The organism is Enterococcus sp. C65, from assembly GCF_040887165.1.
Classification (GTDB): Bacteria; Bacillota; Bacilli; order Lactobacillales; family Enterococcaceae; genus Enterococcus_B; species Enterococcus_B hirae.
Window position 1 is genome coordinate 247,771 of sequence record NZ_JBFOFG010000001.1, and the last position, 18,638, is coordinate 266,408.

Annotated in this window: 12 protein-coding genes; 10 read left to right on the forward strand and 2 right to left on the reverse strand. The window is 35.5% G+C overall.

Going from position 1 to position 18,638, the window contains the following annotated elements:
- Positions 1-5 precede the first annotated feature (5 nt).
- From AB3I12_RS01050 to AB3I12_RS01060, 3 genes are all read left to right on the forward strand, one after another.
- A complete protein-coding gene (locus tag AB3I12_RS01050; RefSeq protein WP_063627156.1) occupies positions 6-806 on the forward strand; it encodes an Asp23/Gls24 family envelope stress response protein in 801 nt (266 codons plus the stop codon).
- A 488-nt stretch (positions 807-1,294) separates the two neighbouring features.
- Complete coding sequence (locus AB3I12_RS01055) at positions 1,295-6,457, forward strand: LPXTG cell wall anchor domain-containing protein (protein WP_063627155.1); 5,163 nt, start codon at positions 1,295-1,297, stop codon at positions 6,455-6,457.
- Between the two features lie 619 nt (positions 6,458-7,076).
- Positions 7,077-12,239, forward strand: coding sequence for an LPXTG cell wall anchor domain-containing protein (locus AB3I12_RS01060; protein WP_368015439.1), 5,163 nt, complete (start codon positions 7,077-7,079; stop codon positions 12,237-12,239).
- A 123-nt stretch (positions 12,240-12,362) separates the two neighbouring features.
- Here the strand turns inward: AB3I12_RS01060 and AB3I12_RS01065 are convergent, their stop codons facing one another.
- Entirely contained in the window at positions 12,363-12,584 is a 222-nt protein-coding gene (locus tag AB3I12_RS01065) for a helix-turn-helix transcriptional regulator (protein WP_010719089.1), read from the reverse strand.
- Between the two features lie 8 nt (positions 12,585-12,592).
- Positions 12,593-13,066, reverse strand: coding sequence for a DUF2975 domain-containing protein (locus AB3I12_RS01070; RefSeq protein ID WP_010719090.1), 474 nt, complete (start codon positions 13,064-13,066; stop codon positions 12,593-12,595).
- A gap of 639 nt (positions 13,067-13,705) precedes the next feature.
- Here AB3I12_RS01070 and AB3I12_RS01075 point away from each other — a divergent pair.
- The 7 genes from AB3I12_RS01075 (at position 13,706) to AB3I12_RS01105 (ending at position 18,602) form a co-directional block, all read left to right on the forward strand.
- Complete coding sequence (locus tag AB3I12_RS01075; protein WP_063627154.1) at positions 13,706-14,992, forward strand: sensor histidine kinase; 1,287 nt, start codon at positions 13,706-13,708, stop codon at positions 14,990-14,992.
- A 2-nt stretch (positions 14,993-14,994) separates the two neighbouring features.
- Positions 14,995-15,741 (forward strand): LytTR family DNA-binding domain-containing protein, encoded by a 747-nt coding sequence (locus AB3I12_RS01080; protein WP_063627153.1) that lies wholly within the window; start codon positions 14,995-14,997, stop codon positions 15,739-15,741.
- A gap of 108 nt (positions 15,742-15,849) precedes the next feature.
- Positions 15,850-16,446 carry an accessory gene regulator B family protein gene (locus AB3I12_RS01085; protein ID WP_063627152.1) on the forward strand — a complete coding sequence of 199 codons (597 nt, stop codon included), beginning with the start codon at positions 15,850-15,852 and terminating at the stop codon, positions 16,444-16,446.
- Positions 16,430-16,588, forward strand: a complete 159-nt coding sequence (locus tag AB3I12_RS01090) for a cyclic lactone autoinducer peptide (protein WP_063627151.1) — start codon at positions 16,430-16,432, stop codon at positions 16,586-16,588. The genes AB3I12_RS01085 and AB3I12_RS01090 overlap by 17 nt, the downstream gene beginning before the upstream one ends.
- Positions 16,589-17,279: 691 nt before the next feature.
- Positions 17,280-17,843 carry an alkaline shock response membrane anchor protein AmaP gene (amaP, locus tag AB3I12_RS01095; RefSeq protein WP_010737641.1) on the forward strand — a complete coding sequence of 188 codons (564 nt, stop codon included), beginning with the start codon at positions 17,280-17,282 and terminating at the stop codon, positions 17,841-17,843.
- A gap of 12 nt (positions 17,844-17,855) precedes the next feature.
- Positions 17,856-18,044: a DUF2273 domain-containing protein gene (locus AB3I12_RS01100; RefSeq protein WP_010719095.1), complete on the forward strand. Its 189-nt coding sequence runs from the start codon at positions 17,856-17,858 to the stop codon at positions 18,042-18,044.
- 45 nt (positions 18,045-18,089) lie between these two features.
- Positions 18,090-18,602 (forward strand): Asp23/Gls24 family envelope stress response protein, encoded by a 513-nt coding sequence (locus AB3I12_RS01105; protein WP_223603608.1) that lies wholly within the window; start codon positions 18,090-18,092, stop codon positions 18,600-18,602.
- The last annotated feature ends 36 nt before the right edge of the window (positions 18,603-18,638 follow it).

An 18,638-nucleotide genomic window follows, 5' to 3' on the forward strand; every position in this document is an offset into this window, starting at 1 on the left:
CTATTATGGATAACAACAAAACAAACAACCAAAACAAACCAGTATCTGCACATCCAGATCCAACGACACCGAACAATGCAAATGGTGTTCATGATGCCAAAGATAAAACAGCACCCGTTTCAGCACATCCAGATCCGGTTGTACCCAACGTTGAAAACAAAGTGGCTCATGATAAAAAAGAAAACGAAGGACAATCAGGACAACAAGGGAAACATGAAAATTCTAGTAAACCACAAGAACATCATGGAGATCATCCAAAACCTCCAATGCCAGAACATACACCACCTAAGCCAGATGCCCCAGCAAAAGATCCAAAAAACACAACGGAAAACGGTGAATCTATGAATGGTGATGTGACATATGAAGATAAGGTCATTCAAAAAATCATAGGCATCTCCTTAGAAAAAGTGGATGGATTATTAACAGCTGATGGTGGCTTCTTCTCTAACGTGGCAGAAAAATTAGTCAACACTGATAATGTAACAGCCGGTATTGACACGGAAGTTGGGAAAAAACAAGTCGCTGTTGATCTTAAGATCGTTGTTGAATACGGCAAAGACATCGAAGAAATTTACCAACAAATCAAAAAAATCATTGCCAAAGAAGTTCATGAAATGACACATCTAGATGTCATTGAAGTCAATGTCGATGTTGTCGACATTAAGACAAAAGAAGAATATGAAGCAAACAGTGAAACAGTTCAAGATAAATTGACAAATGCGGCAAAAGCTACAGGAGAATTTGCATCTGAACAAACGGAAAAAGCCAAATCAGCAATTGAGCAACAAAAAGAAAATAACCAATAATTAACTGATTCAAGCACGAATTAACTGTTCGTTCAGTCGCTAAGTAGTTGAAAGCGAAGTAACTAAAAATTAGTTTATTTATAGAGTCAATAGAAGAGATCGAGACAATTTTTTGTCTCGGTCTCTTCTATTTTTGGCTAAGGCTCCTTTTTTAATGGTAAGTAAAATGTTTTACATAACAAAAACATCTTCTGTCTTTTAGTGTTTGTCCATTGTGAAAAAGTGACATTACATATTCTTATGTTTCCAATTAAACTTAAAGAAGTAGGGTTTTATTGAAGTTTTTCCATAAAAATAAACGTAAAAGGGGCGAATTGGGAGAAAAGAAAAAAAACTTAAGAAACATAACGTTTTAACTTTACTAAATTGGCAGAAACAAAGGAAGAAATCAAACATAAGTATGGCATAAAAAGGAGTCTTTCTTATGATAAAACAGACATTACTTTTCTATTGCCATTTAAAGATATAGCCTTAAAAGGAGGAGTACATTGAAAACCAGAAAAAAATTATTACACAGTACATTGATATTAGCGCTTGCATTTGGACAAACCAGCGGTACAGTTGTTGAAGCTGTTTCGATGTTAAGCTCAGTTGAAAGTAGTTCTGTCAAGCAAAGTTCAAAAAAGAATGAAAAAACAAGTACGAGTAAAAAAGAAACAACTGAAAATAACACTAATTCTAAGAAACAGAGTCAATCTAAAAAAATTAGAAATTTGGATTTACCACCTACTTTTACTATAGCGAATGATGAAACTTCCAATAGAGTATCACCTGCTAAAAGTAAGCAGTATGGAATAGAAGTCGCAAGTTATATTAATTATTTCGTAAACAAAATGCTAAATAAAAATATTGATGTTTCAGAAGATAACTACGAAGTTGGAGATACGATAATATTTCCATTTTATGATCTTTTTATAAGAACGGCAGATCAAGAATTTTTTAATGATACATGGTGGAATCAGCAACCATGGTCTGGATCTACTCAAATTGCTACGTTGTCCTCGATAACCCAATTGAATGCAGGTACGGTAGGAATCCCGGGAATATATTCAACTGCTACCACAATATCAAAGAGCGGGAATTGGAGCCTACGGATATCTGCTCCTGATGCAGCAGCTTATAGTTTGTACGATCATAAGGTATACGCTATTTTAACTCGGTTAAAATTAGCTGTGCCACAAGAGGAAATTTTTGATGTTGATAAATTTGTTTTTACTTATTCGAAAAAAAATGGCGCTCATGAGTATCTTTATAGTCCGCAGACTTATAAAATCACTATACCAAGTGCAGAAAATGCTATCGGTAAAATTAAAGTAACGGTAAATCCAGGAGACCATATATTAGGGGAACACCTATCAGCGATCCCTAAACCAGAAGAGTATGTGACTGCTGAAAATACTCGCGGAAAAGTAAGTTATGAATGGGTTACTAAACCAGATACAAGTAAAGTCGGGAAACAAGATGTTAAGATTGCGGTGAAAGACGACACCGGTCGTTCGACAGAAGTGTCTTTCCCGATTACAATAAAAGAATTATTGACAATAAAAAAGGCTACTGATGAGATCTATCAATACGATGCTATCCCAGATGTCAAAGATTATTTTGAAGTAACAACGGAAGGTGCGTATACTCTGCGATGGGAAAATAGCCCGAATACGTCCATATCAGGAACCTATAATTGGCAAGCAACAGTGATAACAGCTGATGGTCGTGAAGAAACAAAATCAATGACTATGAAAATTTTACCTCATCCTGGTATACAATTAAAATTAAAACCGATTGAAGATCGTACCATGACTTTAGTAGAATCTTCTGATACGTTAGCAAATACCTTTAAAAATTATATTGAAGAGGCAATCATGTTAGGAGAACCTGTAGCAATTGATGATCTAGAATTTGTTGCGAATGAATCTTCTAAAACTGATTTTCAATCAGTAGGCTTACATGAAGTGAAAATCACTGTTCAAGCGAAACACCCTGTTTCCAATGTCATGATCAAAGGAACCGGAACCACCACAGTCAACGTATTATGGGGCAATACCATCTTGATGCGTTCGGTTGATGGTCATTCCGCTGGTGCTTTTGCTTTAGATGTTGGCAATTCTAATGATGCCCCAGCCAAGCTGTCGATTCGCCAGGGGATTGAGTCCCCGTTAAATGTCAGTGTAGGCTCAGCTAAAGAACCTTTTGAACTTTACTATAACCTACAAATTTTACGTAATGGCAATGCCATTTATAACCAAGATGTCACGAATCGAGCAACGTTACAAGAAGTCATGGATGCGTTTGGAGATACGAATAATGAAGTAACAGTTCAAATGAATGATATCATCCAAATCACACATCCAAGCAAAACACCTAATGCTTCGGTTGTGATGATTAAGGAAAAAGAAAATGATTTTACGTATGGTACGGAAATCGCCCGTTACCGTGTGACTCCTTATGGATTTGATCCAGCACCTGTCATGACGGCAGAAAGTGCGGAAAAAGCGTTCGTTTTAGGCGAAGACGTGAAGCAAACGAATTTGAATGAACTAGTAAAAAATGTGCGGATCAACGGTGGGGTAGCGGACAATGAATTTTATACAGTAGAACCTCTTGATGAGTTTGATACCAGTACGATCGGTAAACGAAATATGCGGGTCAAAGTCACAACAAAAGATAAACTGGCTTCTGAAATCATTGAGATTTCTTACCAAGTGAAGTGGGGAGACACTTTTGTTATAAAAGGTTTGAAAGAGGCGACAGTTGGTGCGTTTAGTTTATTGAAGAATCAAAATCAATGGCAAATCCAAGCTTCTCAAGGAGTAGATGGCACAAACTTAAATGATCCAGTGGATAATTATTTTGGGCGTGATACGTATTATTCTATCGAAGTTTTACAAGGCGCTACCAGCAAGTTCCGTTATGAAGTGGCAGGTAATCAGTCGATTCGTGAATCCATTCAGGGATTCAATAATGGGCAACCGCTGACGGTCAGTAAAGGCGACGTGATCAAAGTGTACCATGCTGATCCTGTTGGGAAAAATCTTTTAATGAAAGATGAATTAGTCAAGGACTATACGATTGGTTCCAATTATGCCTATTATGAAGTCACTGACCATGGCTTGGAACCAATTTTAGCGGTTGCGGCTGATTCGATGGCTCAAGAATTTATCTTAGGTGAAGATAGTAGTAACGTTGATGGTGCGAAGTTGATCAATAGCATTACGATCAATGGAACGGCAGTGGGAAGTAATCAATATACAGTCAAACAAATGAGTGATTTTGATACTTCGGTGGCAGGATCACAAACGATCAACGTGCGTATTGATACGAAAGATGGACTCGTTTCAAAAGAAATCGAGGTTCCTTATGAAGTTAAATGGAACGATACGATTTTGATGAAAGCTCAAAATGGTCAATCAGCCGGAGCCTTTTCATTACATTCTGGGACTTCCAGTACGAATCGTGTATTAGTCTTTAACCAAGGATTAAAAACCGATCTCAATGCACCTATTAGTACCGATTCTTCGCTTTATTATTCCATTGAAGTATTGCGAGACGGGCGTTCTGTCTATCTACAAGAGGTACCGGGACGTGCTTCTCTCCAACAGGTAATGGACAATTTTGGGACGAAACAAACGTTAAATGTCCAAGCTGGTGATGTCGTTAAAATGTATCATCCTCAACGTTCAGAAGGTAGTTCGGTGTTAATGGTAGATGAAATGGAAGAAGATTATACCTACGGGTCGCAATATGCCTACTATCGAGTAACATCCTATGGTTTTGAGCCGATGTCAGTGATTGAAGCTGTTGGCTCCAACAAAGCATTCTCATTAAAGGAGAATACGAAAACGACGGACTTGAGTCAATTGTTAGCACAAGTATCGATCAATGGCGAAATTGTTACGAGTGAAGAATATACAGTGGAGAAACTTTCTGGATTAGATACCGCAACTGTGGGCAAAAAGGAGGTCAGATTAAAACTAACGACAGCCGATGAGACCGCAGATATCGAACTGGATGTTCCTTACGAAGTGGTTTGGGGAAGTACCTTCTTGCTTAAAGGATTAGATGACCAGAATGTAGGCGCTTATAGTATTGTGGAACAAGACGGAGAGTGGACGATCCAAGCTAGCAAAGGGGAGGATTCCACCGTTTTAACCAATCACGTGAATAACGTTTTTGGTCGCGATACTTACTATCGGATCGAGGTAGTAGCAAGTTCAGAAAATCAACCGAAGGAAGGTTCTGGTGTAACCGTTGAAAATATTATGGGCTTAGATCCGACGACTCGATTATCGGAACAAATAAAATACCAGTATGATGTGACTGGAAACATGACTGTGGGTCAGGCTATCAATGGGTTTAATAATGGGCAGCCGTTGTCAATTGAAGAAGGGGACATCGTAAAAGTTTATCATGCAGAGGCGAAGAATAATTTATTGATGCGAGATGATTTGACGAAAAATTATACAGCGGGTTCAAATTATGCCTATTATCAAGTAGCCAATCAAGAATTTGAACCGATTACTGAGATGAAAGCTGAAACAATTTCACAAGAATTGACATTAGGCGAAGATGCTAGTGATATTGATGGAATGGATTTGATCAAAAATGTTACTTTCAATGGTCAAAAATTAGATACGACATTATATGATGTCGAACAAGTTTCTGACTTTGATACGAATACCGCAGGAGCGAAGATGTTAACGGTGAAATTATCTACCGCAGATGGTGTCACTTCTACGGATGTGGAAGTACCTTACGAAGTGAAATGGGGAAGTACGATCCAGCTCAAAAATAAAAAAGGTGAAACCGTCGGTACTTTCGGCTTAACAAAAGACAAAAAACAATTGAAACTCCAGGCGTTACAAGGAAAAGAAGGAACGAACTTAGCTAGTCGAGTCACTGAAGTCAACGATGCAGATGTGTATTATGGGATCGAAGTCTTTACAAATAACACTAGTAAATATAAATACGAAGTGCGAGGCACACAAACGATTGCCCAAGCAATCGAACGATTCAATAGTGGGGAGCCATTAAAAGTTTCTGCAGGGGATCAAATCAAAGTGTATCATACGGATCCAAGCGGGAATGTCTTGATGGCAGAAGAAACGGAGCAAAATTATACCTATGGTTCCAATTATGCGTATTATAATGTGACCGAATACGGCTTTGAACCGACTGGGGACTTTACCGTGACACCGGCAGAAGCAAAAATAATCATCAATACCAAACAAGTGGATCTTAAAGATCTCTTGAAAGAAGTGAAAGTCAACGGGAAAGAAGTACCGAAAAACGCTTATACCGTGAAATTGGATCCTGAAACCGAAATCGATACTTCAAGTTTAGGAAATCGTGTCGCTAAATTAGTGGTCAAAGTTGACCGCTCTTACGGTGGATTTTCTACTGAAACTGAAGCGACTTATGAAGTGGTGAAAGAAGGAACACCAGGAGCGTTAGGAGAAAGTTCAGGCGAAGGAAATACAGAAGAACAGACCAACTCGGAAGGTGAAGGAACAGAAGAAGCAAACGGTGGTAATTTACCGAAAACCAATGAAACCAAAAATGCAATGTTCCCTCTATTAGGCACCGTACTAATTAGTTTGGTAGGAATGTTTCTGTTTTGGAAAAAGAAAAAACCAAAAGAAGAATCAAAAAAGTAGTATAATCTCGTTGAAATAAATAAAACACTCATTAGTTGCGGTACAAGCTTCTAATGAGTGCTTTTTTGGCACTTCGTCACTGGACTTACTATTTGCACAAATAAAGCTCTATACAAGTCAGAGGATAACATCTATCGTCTATCAATATCCGAAAAGATTCTTTGGTAAGTTTTGGAAAATAGCTTTTCAACGATTTTACTGTATGTATAACGGAAATTATAGTTATTATAACAAAAACGAAAAGGATATCTGTCTAACTAAACGAACATGTTGGTTTCGATTTACTACGACAATCCTCCTGTTGAACTTTATTCATTAACCACATATAGAGGGGGGTGAATTCTATCTAAAGTAAATTTCATTGTAATATAAGTTTTCCTCAGCGTTTTTACTATCTGAAATGAAACGGAAAAATCAATGATGATTCATCATTTCCATAAATATCAGTTTTTTTCATTTCTTTTTACATTTATAGTACAATTTAAAAAATAACGATTTGAAGTAAGTCTATTTTTCCTGGTTTGTTGGTAAAATATGACATTGTACGATAAAATAATTCCTTATATGCTTCTTGATGAAAGAAAAATTTTTTTATTAATAGAGTAATCAAGGGAGGATTATGTTGAAAGATAAAAAACGATTATTGAAAAGTGCGTTGATTTTTGCATTGATACTCGGGCAAACGAATAGTGGGACTATCGTGGGAGCAGGTTCGATGTTGCCTACAAATGAAAGCAGAGCTATAAGTCAAAAATCAAAAAGAACTGAAAAAACAAATCAGGGAAAAGAAAAAAAAACAAGTGAAAAAGCAGATAATAATAACCTAGTAGATCCAGAAGATGATCAAAAAAATACAACAATTTCTTCTAGAGACTCTGTGCTAACCAGTTATCAACGTGGAGAACTTAGGAAGACAGCTTCTTCGTATTTAGAAAAATATTTGAATGCTAGGATAAGATTTACAGTAGATGAGATTAACTTAAATTATAAAGTAGATGAACAAGTAAATATAAAATATATACTTGTTTCAGACTTTGAGTATAGCAATCAGATAGGTCTTACAGAACCAGCTTATGACCCTGATCTCCCTCGTGATGGCATTCTGATAAAGAATGACACAATATATTTATTACCTCAAGGGGCACCACATAATGGAACTATTCCAGAAGGTAAACATTTTAGTGTAGATTCAAAAAGCGGAAATTGGCGAATGAAATTGGTTCAATTAAATACTTGGGGTTATCAGGTTACATTCACTCGTCTGAAAATTGCGCCAAACCAACCCGAGATTTTCCCTATGGAAATCTTTTATTACCCTACTTACTTTTTTGGGATAGTTAAAGAATATGATGCAATTGATTTTTCAGTAGATTTTCCTGATGCAGAATCAAGTATTGGGAAATTGAAAGCTTCAATAAAAGATGGCGCACATACGCTTAAACAAGGTGATGAGGTACCTAAAGCTGTAGAATATATTGAGTCAGTAGAGAATACTCGAGGAAATGTAAAATATGAATGGAAAACATCTCCTGATACGAGTCAGCCAGGATTGCAAGAAGCGAAAATAGTAGTCAGTGATGACTCTGGACGAACGCTTGAAGTAACTGTGCCGATTACGATTATGCCTTTGCCGCTAGAGATGTTACCAAAAGCAGGAGAACATAAAGTCATACAATATGGTGCTGTTCCAAAAGCAGCCGATTATTTTAAAGTGGTGAATCATTATGAAGAGTCTACATATAAAATTGAATGGGTCAAAGCCCCTGATATGAATCAAGAGGGTATTCAAACTTGTCTGGCGAAAGCGACTTCCTCAGATGGGCGTACTGCAGATAGTGCAGTACAAATTGAAGTTATCTCCAATCCAGGTTTAGAAGTTAAATTAAAACCATTAGAAGAACGAATATTAGGAGTATCCTACCCTTCTTTAAGTTCAAATTTTAAAAATTATATAGAAGAAGTGACACTGTTAGGTGAGAAAGTAGACGTTAATGAGTTAGAATTGGTCGTGGACGAAACAACCGATACAAATTTTCAGACTATTGGTCAAAAAGAAGTAAACATTACAGTTAAGAAAAAAGCTTCTGAGGCGAGTGTCTGGATTAAAGGAACAGGAACCACTACAGTCAACGTATTATGGGGCAATACCATCTTAATGCGTTCAATTGATGGCCATTCTGCAGGTGCTTTCACTCTTGATGTCAGTAACTCAAATAATGACTCCGCAGCTCTTTCGATTCGCCAAGGATTAGAATCACCGTTAAACGTGGCGGTAGGAAAATTACAAGATCCATTTAAACTGTATTATAGGTTAGATATTTTACGTAATGAGAGAACGATCTATACGCAAGAAGTAACAAATCGGGCAACTTTACAAGAAATTATGAATGCTTTTGGAGATAAAGAGAATAAAATAGACGTTAAAATAGATGATATCATCCAAATCACACACCCAGGGAAAACAGCTAATAGCTCGGTCGTGATGATCGATGAAGAAGAAAAAGATTTTACATACGGAACAGAGAATGCTCGTTATCGTGTAACAGCGTATGGTTTAGACCCAGCTCCCGTAATAACAGCTGAAAGCGCAAGAGTATTTTTTTTAGGCGAAGATATCAACCAATTGAATCCACAAGAGTTCATCAAAAATATACGTCTTAATGATCAATTAACTTCGAATGAACAGTATAAAATCAACCTTATCGATGGGGGGGATACTCGAACAGTTGGTAAGCAAACGATGAGAGTCAATATTACCACAAAAGATGGTTTAGTCTCTGAAGAAGTTGAAGTCACTTATCAAGTGAAATGGGGTGATACTTTCGTTCTAAAGGGGTTGAAAGAATCGACAGTTGGTGCATTCAGTTTACTAAAAAGTAATGATCAATGGCAGATTAAAGCTAGCCAGGGCGTAGAAGGTACAGAATTAGACGAACCAGTCAATAACTACTTTGGTAGAGATACCTTTTACTCCATTGAAATTTTACAGGGGACAACTAACAAGTTCCGTTATGAAGTGATAGGCAATCAGTCGATTCGTGAATCCATCTACGGTTTCAACGAGGGAAAACCGCTGGATGTCAATGAAGGTGACGTGATCAAAGTGTACCATGCCGATTCTGTTGGGAAAAATCTATTAATGAAAGACGAATTAGTCAAGGATTACACGATGGGTTCCGATTATGCGTATTATGAAGTCACTGAATATGGCTTGGAACCAATTTTAGCGGTTGCGGCTGATTCGATGCCTCAAGAATTTACCTTGGGTGAAGACAGCAGTAACGTTGATGGATCGAAGTTGATCAATAGTATTACGGTCAATGGAACGATAGTGGCTAGTAATTTATATACAGTCAAACAAATGAGTGATTTCGATACTTCGGTAGCTGGTTCACAAACGATCAAGGTACGTATTGATACGAAAGATGGGCTGGTGTCAAAAGAGCTTGACGTTCCCTATGAAGTCAAATGGGGGAAAACTATTTTGATAAAAGCTCAGAATGGGCAATCAGCCGGGGCCTTTTCAATATATGCGGGAACTTCCAGTACGAATCGTGTATTAGTCTTTAACCAAGGATTAAAAACCGATCTTAATGCACCAATTAGTACCGATTCTTCACTTTACTATTCCATTGAAATAGTGCGTGAAGGGCGATCTATTTACTCTCAAGAAATACCGGGTTATGCGACGTTAGAAGAGGTAATGGCTAATTTTGGCTCGAAACAAAAATTGAATGTCCAAGCAGGTGATATCATAAAACTATATCATCCCCAACGTTCAGACGGTAGTTCTGTCTTACTAGTAAATGAAACAGAAAAGGACTATACCTATGGTTCTCCATATGCTAATTACCGCATAACTTCTTATGGTTTTGAGCCCATGCCGGTAATTGAAGCTGTAGGACCAAATAAAGTTTTTTCTTTAATGGAAAACACTCAAAATATAGACTTGAGTCAGCTATTAGCGAATATAACGATCAATGGTGAACGGGTGGAAAGCAAAAATTATAAGATTACGCAACTTTCTAAAATGGACACCTCTACTGTTGGTAAAAGAGAAGTCAAATTAAATCTTAAGCCAGAAGATGGATCAGCAGATATTGAACTGGATGTTCCTTATGAAGTGGCTTGGGGAAGTACTTTCTTACTTAAAGGGTTTGATGACCAGAATGTGGGCGCTTATAGTATTGTGGAACAAGACGGAGAGTGGACGATCCAAGTTGGCAAAGGGGATGATTCCACCGTTTTATCGGATCATGTGAATAGTGCCTTTGGTCGCGATACTTACTACCGAATCGAAATAGTAGGAAATCCAGAAAATCAGCACGAAGAAAAAACAGGTGTCACTGTCGAAAATATTATGGGCTTAGATCCGATGACTCGATTATCGGAACAAATAAAATACCAGTATGATGTGACAGGCAATATGACAGTGTGGCAGGCGATCAACGGGTTTAATAATGGCCAACCATTACCGATTGAGGAAGGGGACATCGTAAAAGTTTATCATGCAGAGGCGAAGAATAATTTATTGATGCGAGATGACTTGTCGAAAAATTATACAGCGGGTTCCAACTATGCCTATTATCAAGTGGCCAGTCAAGAATTTGTTCCCATCACTGAGATGGAGGCTGAAACAGTTTCGCATGAATTTACCTTGGGCGAAGATACCAGTGACATTGATGGAATGGATTTGATTAAAAATGTCACTTTCAATGGTCAAAAATTAGAGACGACATTATATGATGTCGAACAAGTTTCTGACTTTGATACAAATACCACTGGACAGAAAATGTTAAAAGTGAAATTGTCTACCGCAGATGAGGTGACTTCTACAGAAGTGGAAGTGCCTTACGAAGTGAAGTGGGGAAGTACGATCCAACTAAAAAATCAAGGTGGCGATACTGTAGGTGCCTACAGTTTGATAAAAGAAAACAAACAAATAAAACTCCAATCATTACAGGGAGAAGACGGAAGTGACTTATCGAACCGTATCACAGAATATGATGACATGGAAATTTACTATGGGATTGAAGTTTTTACAAATAACAGCAGTAAATATAAATACGAAGTTCGCGGTACGCAAACAATTGAACAATCGATTAATCGGTTCAATAGTGGGGAACCATTAAAAGTTTCGGTGGGAGATCAAATTAAAGTGTATCATGCCGATCCAAGTGGGAATGTCTTGATGGCAGAAGAAAAAGAGCGAAATTACACTTATGGTTCCAATTATGCGTATTACAATGTGACTGAATATGGGTTTGAACCAACAGGAGATTTTACCGTGACACCAGCAGAAGCGAAAATAGTTATCGATACGAAACGTGTGGACCTTAAAAATCTTTTGAAAGAAGTTAAAGTCAATGGCAAAGAGCTGCCGAAAACTGCTTATACGGTTGCATTAGATCCTGAAACAGAAATCGATACTTCTTCTTTGGGGTATCGTGTTGCTAAACTAGTCGTAAAAGCTGACCGTTCCTATGGTGGTTTTTCTACTGAAACTGAAGCGGCTTATGAAGTGGTGGAAAAAGGGACGGATGGTGCTTTAGAAGATGATACAGAAGATAGCATGACTGAAGATAAAGAGATCACAGGAACAGATTCAGAAAAAAAGAACTCAAATGGAGACAATACAAGTGGCGCAAAAAATGGTAATTTACCAAAAACCAATGAAACAAAAAATACGATTTTTACTGTATCAGGTGTTTTGATTGTTAGTTTAGCGGGAATCATCCTGTTTTGGAGAAAAAGAAAAGCAAATAAAAATTCTAAAAAATAAGATAATCAGTTATTAAAAAGCCCACGTTAGCTAGACTACAGCTGACGTGGGCTTTTTTGTCGGTCTTCAGATTGATTAGAAAGTAGTTAGCTTTCATTGGTGTCACTCAACTAAAGAAATGAGCTACTCTCTCATTTGGCTTGTATCTTGATATTCGAGGATATCACCTGGTTGGCAGTTTAAAACTTCGCAAATCTTATCGAGCGTAGAAAACCGAATCGCTTTTGCTTTACCATTTTTTAAAATAGAGATATTAGCCATCGTAAGACCTACTTTTTCACTAAGTTCGGTCACGCTCATTTTTCGCTTGGCTAACATGACATCTAAATTGATAATAATAGACATTCGACACCTCACACTGTTAAATCATAGTCATTTTTTAAATAAATGGCTTGTTTGAGTAAATCAATCAAAATGCTTGAAAGGATGTAGATAAAAAAAGGGATAAAGAGTAAGACGAAAGCGATGAGTAGGATTCCTGGACTATCGCTCATATCAGCTATTTGGTAAAATTTTGGCAAAATACCAAATGCAAGGATCGTGATACATAAAAGGCAAGATCGGATTTTACTGCTAAGTTTGAGACTCTTTTTAGTAAAAGTTTCCTTTGAAGGGAAGGTTTTGACTAAGCGGAGCAGGAAGAAATTGAGCAACAAAGTCACTAGAAGGATCAGGTAAAGAACTAGAATAAATAGTGTAGTTTGCCAGTTGCTAAATGGATTTGTAGGATTTGTACTCAATTGAATAGTTAATAGCGTTCCCAAGAGAAGGGGAACAAAACAAAAAACAGAAACGATTAATTGGATAAAGAACAGTTTGGATTTCATAAAATGCCTCCTAAATTTTTATTAGTATAGCATGAGGTTTGTTCATTATCAATAATTATTTATCGATAAACGATAAATAAAAGGATGGACAAACGCCTTTTTCAATAAAGAAAAGGCGTTCTAACGAATCATATTATATTTTAAAGCTGTAAAACTATTACTAAAAATGGACTATTTCTCATTTAAACAATGTATTCCCTAACCACTAATACATCCTTGTAACCCTGAAGTTACGCCAGTGGGATTAAATTTCATCAAAACAAATCAAAATCTCGCATAAAATATTTATCGCAATAGATTAATTATAACATATCATTTGCAAAAAAGATATTTAATTTAGATTACATTTGCGATAGTTTTAAATAACAGAACTTTTAAGTAGAAAAACGTATCATTATCATGTTTATACCCTCCCAAATCTAAAGTAAATATGCTAAAATCACAAATAACAACGAAGATCATGATTGGTTGGGAAAATTTGATCCTATTTTTTGTTATTAAAGTTAGGTGTACAAATAACTAATTGTTTTATTTTATTTGGTTGTGGGGAGTTGGGAAATAAAATACGTTAGTATAAATTGTTATATAAGTATGGATAAAAAATTCAGATAAATTATTAGGTTGTTAGGGGAAGTTTAAATGAAATTAAATGAAGAAAGTTTATTTATCCTAATTTTGATTGGTCAGCTTTACACTGTTTTTATGGCTCTTGGTTATCTAAGGAATCTTTTATCAAATAAAAAGTTTCAGTTGTTTTCGTTTATTAGTGTAATCGCTTATATTGCTTTATATCAATGGATCAATATCATTGCGACCGTTATCTTATGGGCTGGGTTATGTCTAAGCATCTATTTCATTGATCGAAACATTGATATAGCGATATTTTATCCTTCGATTATTTTATTTTTCTACATATTCATTGATGGAACAGCCAAATATCTATATAAAATTTTAGGTTGGGATATCAGCGATTTTTTTACAGCTGTTTTAGGAACAGGTTGTTTGTGGATCGTTACTGTTTTTCTAAAAAAAATGGTCATACCAAAGATTATTAGGGATAAAACGACTCTAAAAATAGCGGCCATCGTTGTTTTTTTTACGATTATTGTTTATTTTATTAACATTTGTAGTGATCGTTTTTCTGTTTTAGCAAGATTCCTAGTTATCAGCAATGAATTATTTACGGTTCTTTATGGTGTAATGTCTACCATAATTTATTGTGTACTACTTTTTATCAAGAAAAAAGAATTCGAAACACGAGAACAGCAAAAAGAAATGCGTCACCTGATTGAATACAGTGAACAGATCGAAAATAACTACCTTGCGTTACGAAAATTCAAACACGATTATAAGAATATTTTGTTTTCAATAGAGGACTATATTCAAACAAAGGATATTGAAGGGCTGCAAAAGTATTTTTATCAAAGTATCAAAGCTACTGAAACGATTTTTGAAGAAAACAATCTCCCAATTGCTTCGATTTCAAATCTTAAAATTAGAGAGATAAAAAGCATTATTTTGAGTAAATTATACGTGGCTAGCCAAAAGGGTGTCGAAGTAAACGTAATGATTCCAACACCCATTACGGATATCGCTATCTCAACAGTCACACTTGTTCGTATGCTAGGGATTATACTGGATAATGCAATTGAAGAATCAGCCTTTTTAGAAAAGGGGAAAATTGAATTGACTATTATGGAGGAAGACAAAAATTGTTTTTTTGTCTTAATGAATCAATGTCGTTCAAGTATTCCTAAATTACATGAATTGAAAAAAGTGAATTTTACTACTAAAAAAGGAAATCAAGGACTAGGTCTAACGAATCTGGACGAGCTTGTTCATTTGAACGAGAATGTTTTTTTAGAAACAAAAATTGAAAACAATCGCTTTATACAAATCATAACGATTAGTGGAATGAGGGGCTAGTAATGTTAAAAATATTTGTTTGTGATGATGAAATTGCTCATCGAAATAAGCTTACTCGGATGATTACAAATTATTTATTGATGAAAGACTATGATGTTCAATTTCAATTTGCTACGGATGATCCAATGATGATCTTGTCGTTTATTTCAAAACATAAAACAGAAGGAATCTATTTTTTAGATATTGATCTAAAAACGGATTTAAATGGGATCGAGTTAGCAAAAAAAATTAGAGATTACGACCCAACAGCAAAAATCATTTTTGTGACAACTTATACAGATTTAGTCTATTTAACTTTTTTATACAAAGTAGAAGCATTAGATTACATTGTCAAAGATAATATGGATACCTTTCAAAAGAGAGTGACGGAATGTATTGACGTCGCAATTGAACGCTATTTGAATACAAATCTGGAAACTAGACCCCAAATTTGGATTAAAAATGGTCCAGTTGATGTAAAGTTATATGTCGATGAAATATTTTATTTTGAATCTAGTCCAACACCCCATAAATTGATCGTCTATTTAGATAACCGCAGAATTGAGTATATAGGGAAGATCAAAGAAATAGAAAGTATGTATGAGGTATTTTGTCGTTGCCATCAATCTTACGTAGTTAATCTGATGAATGTGAAAGAGATCAATAAAAAAGAACGAGTGATCACTATGGCCAATGGAGCAAAATGTTTAGTTTCTACTCGTCATTTAAAGAAAGTAGTAAATCAGTTCAAGAAATTAACCAGTTGTTGATTACATCTCCAGGTATTCCGCACTTTTGATCAAATAACGTTCACTTTTGATAAAACCAACTATCTTATAAAAAAACAAATATAATATAGATGAAAAGGAGCGGATCAAATGTCGGAAGAATCTATATCTTTAGAAGAAAAAGCTTCAAAAACAATTAGTAAGCGGATAGGAAGACAATTACATTTGTCAGAAATTGACTTGGCAAAAATGGAATATGGATTAGCTGTTCTTCTGGTAATTAGTTCAAAGATATTTTTTATCTACTGTTTAGCTGGGTGTCTTCATATTATTCTGCCGGTTTTGACTACTCATTTGGTATTTACACTAATGAGAAGAACAACAAAAAGTTTTCATGCAAGAGATAGTAATGTATGTACGGTCTTAAGTCTTTTTTTCTTTGTCTTATTACCATATCTAGTTACTACTTTTGCTGTAGATGTCACAAGAGCCAGCTTTGTGATCTGCAGTCTCATGATTTGCTTGATCTTGTGGTTCAAAGGGATAGTGATCGCACAAAAATCGGCGAAAAGTTCTTTGCTAAATGGAAAGAGCCAGATGATAGTGGTCAGTTTGTTCCTAACTATTTTTGGTGGGATTCAATCAAGTAACCGTATTCGTACCTTACTGTTGTTAGGCATGATGATCTCAACCCTTTTAATGTTTGTTCAAAAAAGAAAGGATGAAGAAAATGTTAAAAAAAATTAGCTCAAGAAAATTAAAATATATGCAAATTTTAGCAACTGTTGCTATTGCCGTTGCTACAGAAGCTATAGGTAAAGGAACAATGTGTACAGGAATTATTTATGAACCAAAAGTACCTGAGGCATTGAAACAAATCGAAAAATAAACTTGGAAATCGAAATACTAGTGGAATAAAAAGAATTCATCATACGAAATAAGTCTTAGGATCAAAAATAGTAGTTGCTATTTTGACCCTAAGACTTATTTTTTTCGATAATTTTGTAAGAGCAAAACAAATATAAAAAAGAAAAAAGATTCCCATAATGTCGTTGTCCAACTAAATTCTTTTGAAATCCCAAAAAATAAATTCCCTGCATTAGAAACGATTAAATAAATTAAGGTAGTTATTAGAGCATAAATTATTTTCTTTACCATAATCTCACGACACCCCTTTTTGTCAAAAACATGGCTAAAGCAATCTATTTCTTCAAATGATCTTTATTTAAGTATAATCCATTTAAAAGATATATGGAAAGAAATTTTTTCTGTTTTTTACAGATAAGAAAGAAGAAAGAGAGAAGGAAACGATTAATATTAGAAAATTATCATAGCAACTGATAGTTTTTTGTAATAATAACTGAGCATTATCTTTGCATTTTTTAATGTAGACTACTATCCTTTAAATATACCCAATAGAAAAAAGGCAACACAGTCTATTGGAGGGAAACGTTATTTATGTATGATTGTCATAGAAAGTGAAAAAAGGCTATTAGTATTAGCATGGCATGGTAGCGCTTTCTATTAAATCTTGTAAATAACATGTGTGATCACGGTCAATTAGAAGTAGGAGGTGGAGAATGAATAAAGGGTGGAAGATCGTCGGTATTCTTGCAAGTTTATTCTTGCTGACGGTGCTTTTAGGGATTGCGTTGATCAACGCACCGTATATGATGCCAGAACAGTTGGAACGTTTTCGATTTTTTGTCATAACGAACTACTACGTGCAACAATATCTATTTTGGACAGCTGTCGTTTTTGCTATACTTGTGCTTATTTTGTTATTAGTTGTTCTTTTCTATCCAAAATCCAAAGGAACGTTTGTTTTAAAACAAAAAGATGGAAAACTGACTTTAGACAAGAAAGCAATCGAAGGGCTTGTGCGATCACAATTACATGAAGAAGAATTTGTTGGTTCACCAAAAGTTCGAGTACGCTCAACAAAAAATAAAATCAATGTCCATGTAAAAGGGGATTTAAAACGAACATCCTCTTTAATTGGTAAAACAGGAGAATTGATGCGTGACATTGAACAACAAGTGGCACGAGTACTTGGTACTGAACAAAACATCGCTGTAGCTGTTACTTATAGTGGATTTGAAGATTACGACAGTAATGCACACAAGCACGCTCGAGTAGAATAGGAGGGGCCCATCATGAAAGAGATATTTTCAGCGTACAAGCTCCCTATTATCTTCGGGGGACTTGGCTTACTGTTAGCTGTTTTATGGATAACAGTTGGATTTTTTAAAACACTTCTAATATTAATCATGACTGCTATAGGTGCAGGCATTGGTTTTTATTTGAAAGAAACAAAAATATTTGATCAATTTTTTAAATCTTAGGAGGAACTGGACATGGAAAACAAAGAAATCAAAAACACAAATACAATGACATCTGAGAATAACCATATTTCACGTGGAGAATTAACTTACGAAGATAAAGTAATCCAAAAAATCATCGGTTATGCTTTGAAAGATGTTGACGGTTTATTAACATTAGATGGCGGTTTCTTCTCAAACATTGCTGAAAAATTAGTGAACACGGATAATGTCACAGCAGGAATCAATGCAGAAGTTGGTAAAAAACAAGTAGCTGTTGACTTAGATGTAGTTGTAGAATACGGAAAAGATATTGAAAATATCTATGATCAAATTAAAGACTTGATCAGCCGTGAAGTGAATGATATGACACATTTAGATGTAATCGAAGTGAATGTGAATGTAGTTGATATCAAAACACAAGAAGAATATGCAAAAGATCAAGAAACTGTCCAAGACAAAGTGACAGATGCTGCTAAATCAACTGGTCAATTTGCTTCAAAACAAACAGATAAAGCAAAAGCAGCTATGAATAAAGGAACACAAAAAGTGAAAGAAAACACTGAACCACGTGTTCAGTAATTGATTGTTAGTAAAAGAAATTAGGAGGAAATTAAA